Here is a 17,667-nt window from a genome sequence, read left to right on the forward strand (position 1 = left end):
TGAAGAGCGAGAAGGGCAAGTACAACAAGCTCTGGTATCGGTTGCTGCACGCGGCTGAGGCGGCAAAAATCGAGCTTTCAACAAAGACCTCGGCCGAAATTGACCTCGGCATGGTGAGTCTGGAAGACGAAGACGGGAAACCGGTCGATTCGCTTCTAACTCTCACCCGCTCGGAGTTCGAGGACGTTATCAAATCCGCCATAGATGGGACAGCGGAGATGATGAAGAAAATTCTGACCAGAAACTCATTGCGCCCTGACGACCTCAAATTCGTTCTCATGGTTGGCGGAGGTGCGTACATTCCGTTCGTGCGCAAACGGATCGAGGAACTGATGGGCATTTCCGTTAACACGTCCATCGACCCGACCAACGCCATCGCGGTAGGTGCCGCATGGTTTGCCGGAACGAAGGAAATTGGTGCGGTAGAGAAGACGGCATCCCCAAAAAACTCCAGAAATCTGAAAATCAGGGCTGTCTATAACAAGAACACGCAGGAGACTGAGGAGATTTTCACCGCCAAGTTCGAGGGCGATGTTGCCGGCCTCTTTTATCGCATTGCCAGTGAAGATGGTTCGTTTGACAGCGGATTGAAAGCACTGGCAGCCAGGATTTCGGAGGATTTGCCCTTGCGTGAAGGGGCGTACAACCTGTTTAAGTTTGCCGTCCTGGATTCTGGTAACAACCCGGTAGACGTTGGGTTCGACGCCATCCAGATTGCACAGGGGCGTTATAGCGTCGCGGGCCAAATGCTTCCCGAAGACCTTTGTTTGGTTGTGGACGACGTGGCGAACAAGGATACACGGCTCAAGCGGGTCTTCGCGAAAAATGGCGTTTTGCCAGCCAAAAGCAAGGGTTCTGTTGAGGTGGCGAAGACCATTGTCAAAGGATCGGATGACGAAATTCGCATTATGGTCGTCGAAGGCCCATCAGAGCGGCACTCTTCGACAAACAAGCCGATTGGTGTTCTGCTGATTTCGGGAAAGCAGATCAATCGGGACTTGATTCGGGGCACAGAAATCGATTTGACGTTTGAGGTTTCTGAATCACGCGATCTCACCATTTCGGCCTATCTAAACGGCACCGGGCAAGAGTTTTCCCAAGTGTTCAAAGGCACAGCCCGGCAGGTTGACACCAAGATGCTTGCAACCGACGTTTTGCAACTCGAATCGAAAATTCAATCCGAAATCGATGAGGCCGAGGCCAACGGCAATGCTGACGCAGCGCAGGGTCTAGAAAAGCTGCTATCTCAGGTTCAGGGGCTGATTGCCGAATGCGGGGCGCTTTCGCATGACGACGTGACGGACGACAGATTCAAGCTGGAAGATAAAAAACGCAAGGTCGCGCAGGATGTTTTTGAGCTGACTGCTTCCAAGCGAGTAGACGCGGCAAAGACGGCGTACTTCGAGGCGAAGTCAGAAGTCGCTGCATTGGTTTCCGACCATGGGAATGACCGGGAGAAACATTTGTTCCGGGAGATCGTCGCGCGCGAGCAAACGTTCGTGAATTCCTCGAACCCAGAGCGAATCGAGGCTGCAACCTCCGAGATCGAAAGAATCCGTTTCGCTATTCTCATGCGAATGCCCGACTTCCTTGTTGGCATGTTTGAGCATCTTGCGCAAAGCAGCCACTCGATGAACGACCAATTGCAGGCCCGGCAGCTAATCGAGGCTGGCAAGCGTCATGTCGCTGCCCAAGACTGGGAAGACCTGAAAAAGGTTAACGGCAGGCTGTGGGGGTTGATGCCGGCTGACGCACGAGAGTCTGACGACATGCGTCTCTACACTGGCATTGTCTGACGGGAGGAAGTGATGGCTTTCTTCGGGCTCTTCAAATCCAAGCAGGAGCGGGACATGGAAGACATGTTCCGAAAAATCAATGCGGTGATTTTTCCTGGTGGCGAGGCGGACATGGCAAGAGACTGCAAGCGCGTCGACTCGTTGGCTAATGGGAAAATACCTCAGGAAAAACTGAAAGGATTTGTTGCGGGGTGCAAGACTTTGCTCCACATCAGCGAATTGGATTCAGAGGAAAGATTTGTCAGGAGCTTCATTACGAGGGCAGAAGGCAGAATTTCCGAGGCTGAAGCCTACGCGATATTCTCCTACATCGAAGGCGAGGCGCGCCAATACGACACCATAGCCGTTCATGCGGGACAAATGGGAGGGAATCCTGCATTATTGAACGAAATGCTTGGCGACATGCCTTGGATTTATTCGGAAGGGACAGATCAGGACCAAGTGCCAGGCGGTTACGGGGAATTTTGGTTGGCTGCATCCAATCCGGTGCCGACCGTATCCGTAAGAGGGAGCAACCTCTACTTGGGCAGGTTGCGCTATCGTGGTAAGCCGGTTGAGGCAAACCGACTTGGTTCAATGTCAACCGACGCTACCCCGGGAAGTGTTGATGCCTATCGGCTATCGATTGGAGGAACAGATGTGGGGACCGTGTATTTATGTCCTTATCACAAACGCATTTCAAGATTGGCACCACGAGGCTTCTCGCTCGTAGATTGAGATATACGGAGCCCACGGCTTGAACGCCATTGCTCTTTTTTGGCCTCACCTGCGGCTTTGCGATTTAGTGTAAAGGGGTGGATATGCGCAATCGTCTGATTTTCGGAGCGGCTCTGTTCGCCTATTCGGCTGTCACATTCGCTTGTTCTACTGAGTTCACGATCAACTTGGAGACATTCGGAGAAGGGGTTACTGTCGAATTGCGAAAAGGGACACCTGGCAACTCGAAAGTCATCAAGACTCAGCGAAGCAGTGGAGGTACGGTGTATTTCGGGAGCCTTTGCCCTGGCTCATATTTTCTTGCGATTGGCAATGCAGAAACTGTGAGCGTAACGCCTGTCCGCCAATTTGAAGATTACGCACGCTACACCAGCACCATCAGAATGCAGCGCGGTAGCGGGAACGTTTCTAAAAAATCCAGAAGTGCGTTCTAACATAGATAGGCAGCCCCGCTTAAGCCTGCCGAAGAAGATAGCTACCAGTTCGCCGGCTTGGTAATGCCCGTCCCCGGCACGGTGTCAGGGAAAACGGAAGTCTTCAGGTGCGCGGCGTGAATGTGCCGAACGTGGCTGGCCACCGCCGCGAGCGGCTTGGCGGCACCGAACGGTGACGGGCAAAGCAGGGTGACCGGTTTCTTGAGTTCCTGCACGACGATGCGGATGGGTTCGACCAGATCAGTGTCGTTCGAGATGACCACGGCAGCGTCGTAGCGGCCCGCCCAGCCGTCGTTGATGAGGTGACAGGCCAGATTGACGTCCGAGCCTTTCTCTTCCATGACATGCACCAGCGCCTTGACGGCATCGGGCGCGGGTTGGCGGACCTTGTTGCCTTTGCCGTATTTGCCGACGGGCAGCGACTCGCGCTGATTGCCATTGACGGCCGCGTCCGGATCAACCGGGTAGCTATCGGGCGGAAGTGTCGTCGGTCCGTTTCCATGTTGAATTGCACGGTCGCCAACGGGCAGGTTGAGCACGGGGCGCCAAACCGCTTTGGCGAGGAATTGCCCGAAGAAAAGTTCGACTTCCGGCAGCGTCCGCAGGGCGTTGTAATAGATTTGCTGGCGTCGGGGCTGGTCGGGGTCGGCGATGCCGGAAACGCGCGCCGTGTAGTACTTGAGTTTTTCGACGACGATGCCGGCAGGCATCGCGGCTTCGGTCAGCGCCTTGATGTTGAGCCATTTGCAGCCGGAATCGCGGATGGCGTAGTAGAGGTTGAAGCCGTCGATATAGACCCAAGTGTGCATGCCTACTCCAGAAAGGCAAAGGGCCACACCCGAAGATGTGGCCCCTTGAGCCGACAGCACGCTGCCAGCGGGTATGTGCAGGGAATTATATACGCAGTGCGGGGATTGCGATAGACCACCTTGGACCGCTCCGTCACGGGGCTTGCTCAAACCCCAGCAAGCCCCGCGCCCTCGCTACCGTGTCGCGGACTCCACCACGCCGTCGCGCATAAAATCCGCGCCACGGCTTTGTCGCGTTCGGCAAGTGGCCGTCCGGTCACGACGGCCACTTGCAAAAAATTTCGGCAATCGCCACTTTCCGCCGCTTCCGCCGTCAGCCGGTGAGGCTGGCTCACGGCTCCGGCGGCTACGCCGGCAACCCCGCGCGTGCTGTCCGGCTGTCACGCCGCTTGCCCTCGCTGCAGCCTACATAACGCCGCATTACGCGAACCCGCAGGGTGCGCAGCGGTCGGCCACCAAGCGAAGCCTGCGTAGCGGCTGGCCGACTTTGCGTAAGAGGCTGTTATGTTGAATGCGCAGCGCAGCGGAGCATTTACCCCGGAGCGGCCTGCGTGCCAATGAGCAGAGCGAACCGTTTGGTTTTGACGTAGCCGACGGAACCGTGGTGCGCAGCACGACGGCGCAGGCGGCGGGCAGAACGCGACAAGGCTCGACAAGGCCAAAAGTCGGTGCTGGCGGGACGGCGATAGCAGGAGAGGCAAAGCCAGTGGCGCAGCCTCTGGCGCGGTGGGGCACCCGACACGGTAGCTGCCTGCAAGCCGCAAGCGGGCGAGCAACCTTTTGCTAGCCAGCGCAGTGGCGTAGCGGCAGCGGGGCAGGAGGTCAGGCGGTGATCGGAGGAGGCACTGAGCCGTGGCGCGGCCTAATCGCGCGACGGCGGCGGTGGAGTACGCGACGCGGTAGCGACGGCGCGGGGCTTGCTGGGGTTTGAGCAAGCGCCGTGACGGAGCGGGTCGAGGTCATCGCGACGCTCAGGCGGCATTGCCTCGATTTTTTTGCAAGTTGTGGCGGGCGTCCTCCCGTCCAGCGGGGTGACATCGACTTTTTCGCGAGTTACGACAGTCGATCCCAAAGGAATGGCGCCATCCGTAAATCAGGGTTTCATCGCACTGCGTAATGATGGAAAATGGTGACTTCGTTTTTCGGTTCCATCGAAGGTCGGGTATCAAATGAAATAGCGGGTATCTGAGCGGGTATCGCAAAGCGTCAAGTGGAACCGACGCTAATAAATACAAAGGATTACGTGCGATATGCTGCTAATGGTCGACCATCATGTCCATTTCCGCGTCATTGCGCGCTACGATGGGGCGCGCCATTTTGCCGGGCGCGACTGGCTGGATACGGGCTGGCCCGGATTTCCGGCGCTCGCCGAGCAGCAGCACGGTGGCGAGCCGGGGTTGTTGGCGCAGATCCGGCAAGAACTCGGATCGGCCTGCGCCGAGTGAGCGCCTACCGCTCGTTTCGCCAGTCGCGCAGGGTCTCCTTGCGCGGCAAGGGCGGTTTCCGGTCGCTGTCGCGATCGCGGAGCAGCGGAATCGCGGCTGCGAGCACGAAAACGAGGCACAGGCCGAAAACGATCCAGGCTGCGTTCATGGTTGCCCTCCTTCCGGACGGGGTGAATGGTTCAGCCGCCGGCTTTCGTCACTGGCTGAAACAGCCCGCGCAGGCTGCCCTGCAGATCGGCAGGCAGGAGAACGAGCTTGGTGTTGCCGGAATCCGCGATCTTGCCGAGGCTGGCGATGTATTTCTCGCCAAGCAGGTAGAGCATCGGCAACTCGTTGTCGCCAAAGGCGCGGGTGACCTTGGCGATTGCTTGCGCGGAGGCCTCGGCGAGGGTGACCTGCGCCGCCGCATCGCGTTTGGCCGATTCCAGGCGCGCTTCGGCGTTGAGGATCATCGACTGTTTTTCACCCTCGGCGCGTGTCACCATCGCCTTGCGCTCGCGTTCGGCCGAGGCCTGCATTTCCATCGCACGCTGCATCGACGGCGATGGCTTGATGTCCTGGATCTCGACCGACTTCACGGTCAGACCCCAGTCCAGCGCCTCGTCGGCGACGCCCGCCTTCAGGCGCGCCTTGATCATGTCGCGCGACGAGAGGGCCTGATCCAGCTCCATGTCGCCGACGATCGAGCGCAGTGTGGTCATGATCATGTTGCGGATCGCCTCGGAGTAGTTCTCCACTCCGTAAACGGCCTTGACCGGGTCGGTGACCTTGATGAAGGCGATCGCGTTGACCACGATCACGGCGTTATCGCGCGTGATCACCTCCTGTTCCTGAACATCGAGAATGATGTCCTTGGTGGTCACCTTGTGCGAGACGACGTCGATGTAGGGAATGATGAAGCGCAGTCCGGGCAGCAGGGTGGTGCGGTACTTGCCGAGGCGCTGGACGATCCACTCTTCCCCTTGCGGGACGATGCGCACCCCGTTGGCGACGGTCACTGCGACAAATGCGAGGAGGACGATCGAAAATACGGTCATGCCGCTCATCTTGCTTTCTCCACTTTGATGTAGCTGCCTTCGACAGCAACGATGCGTACCCGTTCACCCGCCCTGATCGCCATTTCCGCATAACATTCCCAGAGGTCCGCACCAAGCAGGGGCTTCTGAAAGCGGACCTGACCTCGCGTCTCCGGGGTGATGTCTCCGACCATGACGCCGACTTCGCCGGTCACGTCGGCGGCGGAGGTGCCGACCGCGCTCACCGTGCGCGGTCTGAGATAGCGGAACCAGAGCCCGACCAGGGCTGCCGCCAGCACCGACCAGAGCAGGATCTGGGTGGGCAGGGCGAGGTCGGGCGCGGCCAGCAGGATGAGCCCGACGACAACCGCAGCCAAGCCGAACCAGACGATGAAAAAGGCCGGGACAGCCATTTCGGCCATCGTCAGGACAAGTCCGAGGGTGATCCAGTGCCACCATTCGGGTGCAAACATCTTTCGCTTCCTCCGTTGGCCCCGCGGGCGTGATCAGCGCCGGCCGGCAGGCGTGATGGTCGTCGATTAGACGCCATTCCGTGGTGACTGGCAAGTCGGGCGCCGCGCCCGGCGTGTGCCGGGCAGTGTGCCCTGTCTGGTCGCCTGCCCGGTTTCCATGGCGCAGGCCGAGCTCGATTGACAGAACCAGTTCCCGACGACAGAATCGGCCGCGCTATCACCATCGGCGGGCGCTGAACGCTGTGAGGGTCTATTCGTGATCTGGCTGCATGGCGTACTGGCGCTGCTCAGCCTGGGATTGGGCGCGCTTCTGGCGCTGCATCATCCACTGTGGTCCACCGGCTTGTGCGCCGCTTTTCTCATCTGGTGCATCGCCGTCTATGCGCGGCCCGCCCTCTGGCTGGCCGTGCTGCCGGCGTGCCTGCCGATCGCCGGCTTCTCGCCGTGGACCGGCTGGATCGGCGTCGAGGAATTCGATCTGCTGGTCCTCGGTGCAGCGGCCGGCACGCATGGCTTGCTGGCGGTGCAGCGTTGGTGCGCGGTGCGGCGAGCGCGCGCCACTGGCCAGGTTGGAGCCTGGTCGTGCCCGGAGTCGCGTGCCCTGGCCGGCACGGACGCTGCGGGCGATACCGCGCGGCAGCGCCAGGCGATGATCGTCCTCGTTTTGCTGACCGTTTCGTACGTTTTCGCCATGGCGCGTGGTCTGGCCGATGCCGGAGGCCTTGCCCTGGGGTGGTTTCAGGCTTATGAAGAGCCGCTCAACAGTCTGCGGGTGGCCAAAGGCTTTCTCTGGGTCATGCTGCTGTTGCCGTCCCTGCGCCGCCTGTTGCAGTGCGACCCGGCAGGTGCCATGCGTTGTCTGGCGGGCGGGGTGGCGATCGGACTAGGGTGTGTCGCCCTGGCGATCGTCCGGGAGCGTGCCGGCTTTCCCGGGCTGCTGGACTTCTCGACCCCCTACCGCGCCACGGCCCTGTTCTGGGAGATGCACGTGGGTGGCGCGGCACTCGACGCGTTTCTTGCGCTGGCCGTTCCTTTTGCCGTCCTGGCGGTACGGCGGGCACCGACGCCGTGGTGCTGGGTGTTCGCCGCCGTGTTGGCGGTACTCTCGGCCTATGCCTGCCTGACCACCTTTTCGCGTGCCGTCTATCTGGCTGTCGGACTCTCGCTGTTCATCCTGGCCTGCCTGCTGACCCCGGTGGCGTGGTGGCCCGGGCATACAGTCCAGGTGCGCGGCCCGGTCCACGGCGGGTGGGAGAACGAGCTTTGGCGCAGGCGCGCCAATCGGGCGCTGGCCATCCTTCTTTGCGTCGAACTGCTCGCGGTCCTTGGCCTGGGGGACTTCATGGGCGCCCGGTTGGCGGCTGGCGAGCGTGATTTTGTCGGACGTCTGGAGCATTGGCGAGAAGGTCTGAGTCTCCTCGATGGTCCGGCCGACCTTGTCTTCGGCAGAGGCAGCGGGCGTTTTCCGGCAGACTATTCGCACCAGGTGCCGGGGCGCGCGATACCGGGGCGCCTGCGTCTGATGGACGACGGCGAGGACCGGCACCTGGCCCTGCTCGGAACGTATCACCGCTGGCCGCAGCGCGGCAGGTTCGAGTTGTTGCAACGCCTGCCGGCGCCGGTGGCCGGCGAGTACACGCTGAGCATGGCGGTGCGCGCGCCGCAGCCGGTTCGCCTGATCGTCGGGCTTTGTCGCAAACACCTGCTTTACGCTGCGTCCTGCGCCGAGGCGCTTGCCTTCGTGCCGGTTGGCGACGGTGGCTGGCATCGTCTTTCCTTGTCCCTGACGGCTGGCCAGGTTTCGCTGTCGCCGTGGCAGGTCGCCGTGCCCGAGTTCTTTTCCTTGCGGCTGCTGGGCCCGGGGGAAGTGGTCGAGCTCGATGACCTGAGCCTGATCGATGCCGACGGACGACAGTTGCTGCGCAACGGCGATTTTGCCAATAGCCTGGCGCACTGGTTTTTTGCGGCTCGTCACTACTTCCTGCCCTGGCATGTCGACAGCCTTTATTTCGAGTTGCTGATCGATCAGGGAGTCGTTGGATTGTCTCTCCTGCTGCTCCTGGTGCTGCTGGCCGTGGCCAATTTGCTGCGCGGCCCTGGAGCAAAGCACGCCGCGGCGCCGTACCTGCTGGCAGCCCTGTTCGGTTGCCTGGTCGTTGGTGCCTTTTCCAGCTTGCTCGACATGCCGCGCCCGGCTTTCCTGTTTCACTTGCTGTTATGCTCTGCCCTGTTCCTTGGTCCGTGCTTCCGCGACCCTCCTGAGAGGGCGCCCCGCCGCTCCCGAAAAGGTCGGGAAGATGGCCCGGCCGTGTATAATCAAGCCACCCCAGCGCTGCTCAAAAAGAAAAAATACTTAATATAATTATACTTTTATGTCTCAATTTCACAGTAATGCCCTGATCTCTCCCCAGCCTCCCGCCCAGGGTCCACTCCGGTATTCTCCTCTGGCTGTGCATTAGGTCACGGTCGCCCGTTTTTTGCGGTGATAGCCTTCGTTTCGTGAGTTTCGCCGATCCTTCCTCAGCGCAACGCAGGAAGGCTTCTCGCGAATCGTTCATCAACGACATGCGCGGGGCATTGTCCATGCTTGCAGGGGGTCTATCGTGATCAAGGTGTTCAATCATTGGTTTCATCGGAAGACGCTTGCTCAGGTCGCCGTTGACCTGATGTTCCCGGTCGTCTGCGTTATCCTTGCCGCGCTCTGGCTTGGTGGAGGCGGACATCTCGAACTCGAGAAGGTTGTCTTCTATGCGGTGATCTTTGCCCTGACAATGATCGTGTTGAACTCGTGGCTCGGCATTTATCAGCGGGTCCATTCCCGGACGCGGGAGGAAACCCGGGCACGCGCCGTGCTGTCCCTCTACCTGGCGATTCCGTTGGCCTATGTCGTCTTCTCCCTGCTGGCGGTGGCCGAGGTTGACCGGGGTTTCATGCTGCTGTCCGGGCTGGGGGCTCTGTTCGCCACCCTGGTTCGGCGAGTCCATGGCGCGCACAGTCGGCCCAGTTCGCTGCTCAGCCATCGCGTGCTGGTGTTCGGCGCGGGTGAGGAAGCCGAGAACGTCGGCCGTGTCCTGCGCAAGTCCGATCCCGACATCGAGATCGTCGGCTTCTATCCGAGCTCGAGCGACACGGAGATCGTCGTCCCGTCGCAGGTTCTCCTGTCGCAGGCGATGTCGCTGTCCGATACGGCACATTCGCTGAAGGTTGACGAGATCATCGTCGCCGTGCGCGAGCGGCGCGGCGGTGCGTTGCCCTTGCGCGAACTGCTCGACTGCAAGTTGTCCGGTGTCAAGGTGCTTGATCTGGCGAGCTATTTCGAGCGCGCCCTCGGGCAGCTTCGTCTCGATTCGCTGCGTGTCGGCTGGATGATCTTTGGCGAGGGCTTCCGGCAGAGTTGGCGGCGCACCAGCGTCAAGCGGGTGTTTGACATCGCGGTGTCCTTGCTGCTTCTGTTGCTGGCACTGCCGGTGATGCTGGTCACGGCGCTCCTCATCGTGCTGGAGGACGGCTTGCCAATTTTCTATTGGCAGGAACGGGTTGGTCTCGATGGCCGTCTGTTCAAGGTCGTCAAGTTTCGCAGCATGCGCAAAGATGCCGAGAGTGACGGCAAGCCGCGCTGGGCGACGGCCGACGATGATCGTGTGACACGAGTCGGCCGCATCATCCGCAAGCTGCGGATCGACGAGTTGCCGCAGTTCTTCAATGTGCTGGCGGGTGAGATGAGCCTGGTCGGACCGCGTCCCGAGCGCCCGTATTTCGTCGACCAACTGACGCGTGACATTCCCTTCTATGCTGTCCGGCACAGTGTCAAACCGGGCCTGACCGGCTGGGCGCAGGTCAGTTACCAGTACGGTGCAACGGTTGAAGATTCCGTGCAGAAGCTTCAGTATGATCTGTACTATGTCAAGAACCATACTCTGTTCCTGGATATCGTGATTCTCTTCCATACCGTCGGCGTGGTTCTGACTGGCCGGGGTGCCAGGTGACAGGTTCCCGGGGATCTGGGATGCGGCTACAGACAAGCGAGGATTGCAGGCGGTGATGGACAGCAAGATGGCGATGATCGCAGCATGGAGTTACGGCCTGGCGGGGGTGCTGGCATCCCTGCTGACGCTGTATCTGGCGTCCGGCTGGCGCACCGGTGGTCGCAGTCGGGCCATGTTCTTCGCCGTTGGCCTGTGTGCGCTGTGGGGCATGCTCAGTCTTGTCTTCGCGCTCACCGGGCAGGGCATTTTTCTCGCCGGCAGCCTGTTGGCCGACCAACTGCGCTTTGGCGGCTGGTACTTCTTTCTCATCATCCTGATGCAGCCGGACGCCAGCGAAGGTCAGCGCTGGCCGCTCAGGATCGGCTGGCTGGGTACCCTGGCGCTGCTGCTGGTTGCCTTTGGCCTGGTGGCGCAGAGCATGGCGATGTTCGGCATCGATCTGCTGGGCTCGTCGCAGCGCCTGACCCTGTTCGCCTCGCTGGCCATGAGCGTTTATGGCCTGGTTCTGGTCGAGCGCCTGTTCCGCAACGTCTCGCCAGATTTCCGCTGGAGCATCAAGCCCCTCTGTTTCGGCCTCGGAGGGGTCTTTCTGTTCGACCTGTACCTCTACTCGGACGCCCTGTTGTTCAACCGGATCGACGCCGACGCTTTCAGTATTCGCGGCTTCGCGCATGCCCTGGGTCTGCCGCTGGTGGCCTTGTCGGCCATCCGCAGCCATGACTGGAAGCGCCGGCTGGTCATGTCGCAACGTGCCGCGCTGCAGTCGGCGACCCTGCTGATCGTCGGCACCTACCTGCTGTTCATGGCGGCTGCCGGCTATTACGTACGCTTCTTCGGTGGCGAGTGGGGGCGGGCACTGCAACTGGCGCTACTGTTTGCTGCGCTGCTGGTCCTGGCGGTCCTGACTTTCTCGGGTTCGATGCGCGCCAGACTGCGGGTGCAGGTCGGCAAGCACTTCTTCAGTTATCGTTACGATTACCGCGAGGAGTGGCTGCGCTTTACGGCGACGCTCTCCTCCCAGGGCGGCTTCACCGGGATGGGTCGGCATGTGGTGCGCGGGTTGGCCGACATGGTCGAAAGTCCGAGCGGTGCGCTGTGGCTGAAGGATCCGTCGGGTCGCTTCTTTGCTCAGGAGTCGTTCTGGAACATGCCGGCATCGCCGGCGACCGAGGACGCCGACAGTCCTTTGTGCCGGTTTCTGCTGGAAAGCGGCTGGGTGATCAATCTCGAGGAGTATCGTTCGTTGCCGCGACGCTACGATGGTCTCGTACTGCCCTCCTGGTTGGTCGAAGTGCCGAATGCGTGGCTGGTCGTCCCGCTGACCACGGGTAACGAACTGATCGCCTTTGTCGTGCTGGCCACGGCCCGCACGAGAATCGACGTGAACTGGGAGGTCAATGACCTCCTCAAGACGGCGGCGCGACAGGCGGGGGCCTTTCTGGGTCAGATGCAGGCCAGTGAAGCCCTGCTCGAGGTGCGCAAGTTCGATTCCTTCAATCGCATGTCGGCTTTCGTCGTGCATGACCTGAAGAATATCGTCGCGCAGTTGTCCCTGATGCTCAAGAATGCCGAACGCCATCGTGATAACCCTGAATTTCAGAAAGACATGCTGATGACCGTGGAACACTCCGTGGAGAGGATGCGGCAACTGATGATGCAATTGCGTCAGGGAGCGACGCCACTCGACGGTCCGCGCGGTATCGATCTGGCCGATGTCGTGCGGCGAGTGCAGACTGCCAAAGGCAGCCAGGGGCGCGTTGTCGACCTCAGCATCGAGGAGAAGCTGGTGGCACGCGGGCACGAGGACCGGATCGAGCGAGTCATTGGCCATCTCGTACAGAACGCGCTCGAGGCCACCGAGAAGAGTGGACGTGTCTGGATCAGGCTGACTCGTCAGGGGACACAGGCGCTGGTCGAGGTTGGCGATACGGGACACGGCATGAGTCCGGAGTTCGTTCGCGAACGGCTGTTCAAGCCTTTTCAGACCACCAAGCCGACCGGGATGGGCATCGGCGCTTACGAAAGCTTCCAGTATGTCCATGAACTGGGCGGCAAGCTCTCGGTTGACAGCGCTGTCGATGTCGGAACGCAGGTGAGTCTTCTCTTGCCGTTGTTCGAGGCGGGAAACAGCGCCGAGTCGACCGATCCATCGAGGGAATGATGATGAGTACCGAGAAGTTGCCCTACCTGCTGATCGTCGAGGACGACCGGGCGCTGCAGAAACAGATGCGCTGGGCTTTCGACCAGTATGAAGCCCTGACTGCCGACGATCGTGAGAGCGCGCTGCAACTGGTGCGTCGTTATCAGCCGCCGGTAGTGACCATGGACCTCGGCTTGCCGCCCGACGCCGATGCGGTGTCCGAAGGCTTCAAGCTGCTCGAACAGATACTGACCCAGGCGCCCGACACCAAAGTGATCGTCCTGACCGGTCAGAACGACCGCGCCAACGCACTGCGGGCGATTGCGCTCGGGGCCTACGACTTTTTTGCCAAACCGTTCGAAGTCGAGATGCTTGGCCTGACCATAGAGCGAGCCTACCGTCTCTACGAGCTGCAGAAGGAAAACGAGCGACTGCAGGCGATGCAGCAGCCGGACGTCCTGTCCGGCCTGATCACCCGCGATCCGGCCTTGCTGCGCGTCTGCCGGACGATCGAACGGGTTGCGGTGACCGATGCCACAGTCCTCCTGCTCGGTGAAAGCGGGACCGGCAAGGAGCTTCTGGCGCGTGGCGTGCATGAGTCGTCGCCCAGGCGGCGCGAGCGCTTCGTTGCCATCAACTGTGCGGCGATTCCGGACAGTCTGCTGGAGAGCGAGCTGTTCGGCTACGAGAAGGGCGCGTTCACGGGGGCAGCCAAGACGACGCTGGGCAAGATCGAAACCGCCAACAACGGCACCCTGATGCTCGACGAGATCGGTGATCTGCCGCATGCCCTGCAGGCCAAGTTGCTGCGCTTCCTGCAGGAGCGGGTGATCGAGCGGATCGGCGGACGGCAGGAGATTCCGGTGAACGTGCGCATCGTCTGCGCGACGCACCAGAATCTGCAGGGGCTGATCAGCGAAGGACGCTTTCGCGAGGATCTCTATTACCGTCTGGCGGAAATCGTGGTCACCATTCCTCCCTTGCGCGACCGTCTCGGCGATGCCTCGTTGCTGGCGCACGCCTTCGTGCGCCGCTTTGCGGCGGAGAACAATCGCGGTGGCATGACGCTGCGCGAGGACGCGCTGCGGGCCATCGAAGCGCACGCCTGGCCGGGCAACGTGCGCGAACTGGAAAACTGTATCAAGCGTGCCGTGATCATGGCCGAAGGCAATCAGATCACGGCCGAGGACATCGGCCGTCTGGGTGGCCTGCAGGCTGAGGAGACCGTTCTCGACCTGCGGGTTGCACGGGATGACGCCGAGCGGCGGGTGATCATCGCCGCGCTGGCGCGCGCCGACGGCAACGTCGTCAAGGCCGCCGAGATGCTCGGCGTCAGCCGTCCTACGCTCTACGATATGATGCACAGGTTTGGACTGAAATAGCAGCTTTTTTGGGCAGGTTTTTCGATTCCGTGGGGACTCATTCTGATGAATACTCGTAACTCGATGTACATGCTGCGCAAGGCAACCGCCTCGACACTGCTGGCCGGTCTCCTGCTGGTCGGCTGCGGCGGCGACAAGCCGGCCGATCTGTTGAACTCGGCGAAGGATTCGCTGCAGAAGAGCGACCACAAGACCGCAGTGATTCAGCTCAAGAATGCACTGCAGCAGGATCCGCAGCTCGCCGAGGCACGTTTCCTGCTTGCCAAGGCATTGCTCGCGGGTGGCGATGCCGCCGGAGCCGAGGTCGAGTTGCGCAAGGCGCAGGACCTCGGTTACTCGGCCGAGCAGGTGGTTCCGCTACTGGCGCGCACTCTTCTCATGCTGGGGCAGCCAGACAAGGTGGTCAACGATCTGGCCAAGGCTGAGCTCAATACCGCCGAGGCAAAGGCCGACCTGCAGACTTCGATCGGCCAGTCATACCTGATGCTGGACAAGCCGGCCCTGGCCGAGGCCGCTTACGCTGCCTCCCTCGTGGCTCAACCGGGGTACGCTCCGGCAGTCATCGGCGAGGCTCGCCTGCGCGCCAGCCGTGGTGACCTGCCCGGGGCACTGGCGATGCTTGAGCAGGGGTTGCAGGACTCGCCGAAAATGCACGATGCTTGGCAGCTCAAGGGAGACCTCTTGCTTGCCCAGGGTGACTCTGCCGGAGCCATGGTGGCCTATCGCAAGGGGGTGGAGGCGAAGCCGGAATATCTTGCCGGCCACGCCGCGATCATGCGCCAGCTACTCGCCGAGAACCAGCTCGACGCGGCTGCCAGCGAGCTTGCCACGATCAAGCAGTTTGCGCCCAACCATCCGCAGACGAACTACCTGGCCGCGATGCTCGCTTACCAGAAGAAGGACTACCCGGCGGCGCGGGACGCCATTCTGCTGACGCTGCGCGTTTCGCCGGAGAATCCGCTCGCTCTGCAACTGGCCGGGCTGATCGAATACGAGATGCAGGCCTATCCGCAGGCCGAGGCATACTTGCTCAAGGCGTTGCCACGGACACCCGAAAACGGTATTGCCCGCCGCGCCCTGATTGCCAGTTATCTGCGAAGTGGCCAGCCGGGGAGAGCCTTGCACATCATTGAGCCGGTGCTCGACAAGATCGACAAGGATTCGAACATGCTGGCGCTCGCCGGTCAGGTATTCATCCAGAACGGCCAGGTGGACAAGGCTGGGACGTATTTTGCCAAAGCGGCGGCGCTCGACCCCAAGAACACCGGCAAGCGGACATCGCTGGCGATGGTCAATCTGGCCAAGGGTGATACCGAGAGCGCGTTCCGCGATCTCGAGCAGCTTGCAGCGGTCGATCCGGGCAACCGCGCCGATCTCGCGCTGATTGCTGCACATCTGCAGCGCCGGGAGTTCGACCAGGCACTGAAGGCGATCGCGACGCTCGAGAAGAAACAGCCCAATAGTGCGTTGCCGCACAATCTGCGTGGTACTGCTCTGCTCGGCAAACGGGATGTGGCGACGGCGCGCAAGAGTTTCGAAAAGGCTCTGGCCACCGACCCGGCGTACTTCCCGGCGGCGCTCAACCTGGCCAATCTCGATCTGGCGGACAAGAAGCCGGAAGAAGCCAGGAAGCGCTTTGAAGGAGTGATCGCCAAGGATCCGAAGAACACGCAGGCACTGCTTGCCCTTGCCGAACTGCGTGTCAAGGCCGGTGGCACGACCGAAGAGGTGGCCGGCCTGATCAACAAGGCGGTGACGGCCAATCCGCTCGATCCCTTGCCGCGGCTGGCCCTGGTTGGCCTGTACCTGGCCAAGAACGAGGTGAAGCCCGCGCTGGCAGCGGCCCAGGATGCGCTCGCCGCGCTGCCGGACAAGCCGGAGATTCTGGACGCCGCAGGACGTGCCCAGCAGGCCGCCCAGGACTACAATCAGGCGCTTGCCACCTATGCCAAGCTGGCTGCGCTCAAACCCGATTCAGCCGTGCCCTATCTGCGCATGGCCGAGATTGAAATGGCGGCGAAGAACAAGCCGGCTGCCCTGGAGAATCTGCAGAAGGCACTCAAGATCAAGGCGGACTCACTCGAGGCCCAGCGTGGCATCATGATGCTTGAACTCGATGCCGGGCGTGCCAGCGAAGCCCTGGCGATCGCCAAAACGGTGCAGAAGCAGCGTCCGAAGGAGGCGGTCGGCTACATTTTCGAGGGCGACGCGCACGCGACGCGCAAGAACTGGAACGACGCCATCGTGGCCTACCGTCTTGGACTCAAGGAGGCCGGTGGCAGCGATCTTGCGGTCAAGCTGCATTCGGCCTTGCTGGCCAATGGCAATAGTGCCGAAGCCGACAGGTTCGCCGACACCTGGCTCAAGGAGCACACCAAGGACGTCCGCTTCCGCCTCTATCTGGCCGACCAAGCGAGTGCCCGCAAGGACTACGCGAACGCCACACGGCACTATCGCATCCTGCTCGAAGCGCAACCGGACAATCCGACCGTGCTCAACAATCTGGCCTGGGTTGCCGGCCAGACCAAGGATCCGAAGGCGATCGAGTATGCCGAGAAGGCGAACAAGGTGGCGCCCGATCAGCCGGCAGTGATGGATACCCTGGCCGTCCTGCTGGTCGACAGGGGGGACACGGCGCGTGGTCTCGAGCTGTTCAAGAAGGCGCTGGAGCTGGCGCCGCAGGCTGGAGTGATTCGCCTGAACTACGCCAAGGCACTGATCAAGTCCGGTCAGAAGAGCGAAGCCAGGGGGCAACTGGAGCAACTGGCGAAGCTGGGGGACAAGTTCAAGGGGCAGGCCGAGGTCACCGAGTTGCTCAAGGGATTGTAGGGGGTTGTACGATTGGTCGGGATTGTCGGGCGGTGACTCGCCCGACAGAGGTGAACATGATTACTGAAATGGAAAGCTGATGACTATTGTTGCTGTGGTGGGGCTGGGATATGTTGGTTTGCCGCTGGCTGTCGAGTTTGGCAAGAAGCGGAGGACCATTGGTTACGATCTGTCGGAAAGCAAGGTGACGCAGTATCGTCGGCATGTCGATCCAACCGGCGAGGTGAGCACTGCCGATCTCGAGGCGGCGATCCATCTCGAAGTGGGTTGTGACCCGGCCGCATTGGCAGAGGCCGATTTCGTGATCGTGGCCGTCCCGACTCCGGTCGACCAGGCGCATCAACCGGACTTTTCGCCACTGATCGGCTCGTCGGAAGCGGTTGGCCGGAACCTCAAGCGTGGCGCGACGGTGGTCTTCGAATCCACGGTCTATCCGGGAGCGACCGAGGAAGTCTGCATTCCGATCATCGAGAAATACTCCGGAATGAAATGGAAGAAGGACTTCTTCGTCGGCTATTCACCCGAACGCATCAATCCGGGCGACAAGGAGCGGACGCTGACAAAGATCGTCAAGGTGGTTTCCGGTGACACGCCGGAAACCCTCGAGCGTGTCCGCCAGATGTACGCCAGCGTGATTACC

Annotated in this window: 12 protein-coding genes and 1 pseudogene; 9 read left to right on the top strand and 4 right to left on the bottom strand. The window is 61.1% G+C overall.

What is annotated here, in order from left to right; all coding sequences use genetic code 11:
• Together JNK99_RS08200 and JNK99_RS08205 are read left to right on the top strand one after the other, a co-directional pair.
• The coding region (locus JNK99_RS08200; RefSeq protein WP_291851218.1) for an Hsp70 family protein at positions 1–1,796 on the top strand (1,796 nt) is incomplete at its 5' end.
• Positions 1,797–1,808: 12 nt separating this feature from the next.
• Positions 1,809–2,513, top strand: a complete 705-nt coding sequence (locus JNK99_RS08205) for a hypothetical protein (protein WP_291851221.1) — start codon at positions 1,809–1,811, stop codon at positions 2,511–2,513.
• Positions 2,514–2,988: 475 nt separating this feature from the next.
• Here JNK99_RS08205 and JNK99_RS08210 read toward each other — a convergent pair whose 3' ends face one another.
• Positions 2,989–3,816 carry a hypothetical protein gene (locus JNK99_RS08210; protein WP_291851224.1) on the bottom strand — a complete coding sequence of 276 codons (828 nt, stop codon included), beginning with the start codon at positions 3,814–3,816 and terminating at the stop codon, positions 2,989–2,991.
• Between the two features lie 1,190 nt (positions 3,817–5,006).
• On the opposite strand from JNK99_RS08210, the gene JNK99_RS08215 reads away from it, so the two are divergent.
• Complete coding sequence (locus tag JNK99_RS08215; RefSeq protein WP_291851227.1) at positions 5,007–5,201, top strand: hypothetical protein; 195 nt, start codon at positions 5,007–5,009, stop codon at positions 5,199–5,201.
• A 4-nt stretch (positions 5,202–5,205) separates the two neighbouring features.
• Here the strand turns inward: JNK99_RS08215 and JNK99_RS08220 are convergent, their stop codons facing one another.
• Genes JNK99_RS08220 through JNK99_RS08230 form a run of 3 tightly spaced genes read right to left on the bottom strand, consistent with a single transcriptional unit; the run spans position 5,206 to position 6,690 of the window.
• On the bottom strand, positions 5,206–5,349 hold the full coding sequence (locus tag JNK99_RS08220; RefSeq protein WP_291851230.1) for a hypothetical protein: 144 nt from the start codon (positions 5,347–5,349) through the stop codon (positions 5,206–5,208).
• Positions 5,350–5,380: 31 nt separating this feature from the next.
• A complete protein-coding gene (locus JNK99_RS08225; RefSeq protein ID WP_291851233.1) occupies positions 5,381–6,247 on the bottom strand; it encodes an SPFH domain-containing protein in 867 nt (288 codons plus the stop codon).
• The gene (locus tag JNK99_RS08230; RefSeq protein WP_291851236.1) at positions 6,244–6,690 is read right to left on the bottom strand and encodes an NfeD family protein; all 447 of its coding nucleotides are present in this window, start codon (positions 6,688–6,690) and stop codon (positions 6,244–6,246) included. The genes JNK99_RS08225 and JNK99_RS08230 overlap by 4 nt, the downstream gene beginning before the upstream one ends.
• A gap of 256 nt (positions 6,691–6,946) precedes the next feature.
• Between JNK99_RS08230 and JNK99_RS08235 the strand changes: the two genes are divergently transcribed.
• The 6 genes and pseudogenes from JNK99_RS08235 to JNK99_RS08260 form a co-directional block, all read left to right on the top strand.
• A complete protein-coding gene (locus tag JNK99_RS08235; RefSeq protein ID WP_291851239.1) occupies positions 6,947–9,052 on the top strand; it encodes a hypothetical protein in 2,106 nt (701 codons plus the stop codon).
• Between the two features lie 241 nt (positions 9,053–9,293).
• Positions 9,294–10,676, top strand: a complete 1,383-nt coding sequence (locus JNK99_RS08240; protein ID WP_291851241.1) for a TIGR03013 family XrtA/PEP-CTERM system glycosyltransferase — start codon at positions 9,294–9,296, stop codon at positions 10,674–10,676.
• Positions 10,677–10,731: 55 nt separating this feature from the next.
• Entirely contained in the window at positions 10,732–12,837 is a 2,106-nt protein-coding gene (gene prsK / locus JNK99_RS08245) for an XrtA/PEP-CTERM system histidine kinase PrsK (protein WP_291851244.1), read from the top strand.
• A gap of 2 nt (positions 12,838–12,839) precedes the next feature.
• Complete coding sequence (gene prsR / locus JNK99_RS08250; RefSeq protein ID WP_291851247.1) at positions 12,840–14,198, top strand: PEP-CTERM-box response regulator transcription factor; 1,359 nt, start codon at positions 12,840–12,842, stop codon at positions 14,196–14,198.
• Positions 14,199–14,243: 45 nt separating this feature from the next.
• A complete protein-coding gene (gene prsT / locus JNK99_RS08255; protein WP_291851251.1) occupies positions 14,244–17,027 on the top strand; it encodes an XrtA/PEP-CTERM system TPR-repeat protein PrsT in 2,784 nt (927 codons plus the stop codon).
• 79 nt (positions 17,028–17,106) lie between these two features.
• A pseudogene (locus JNK99_RS08260) lies at positions 17,107–17,667 on the top strand (nucleotide sugar dehydrogenase); the annotation flags it as partial.

This window comes from Accumulibacter sp. (assembly GCF_016789985.1).
Taxonomy (GTDB): domain Bacteria; phylum Pseudomonadota; class Gammaproteobacteria; order Burkholderiales; family Rhodocyclaceae; genus Accumulibacter.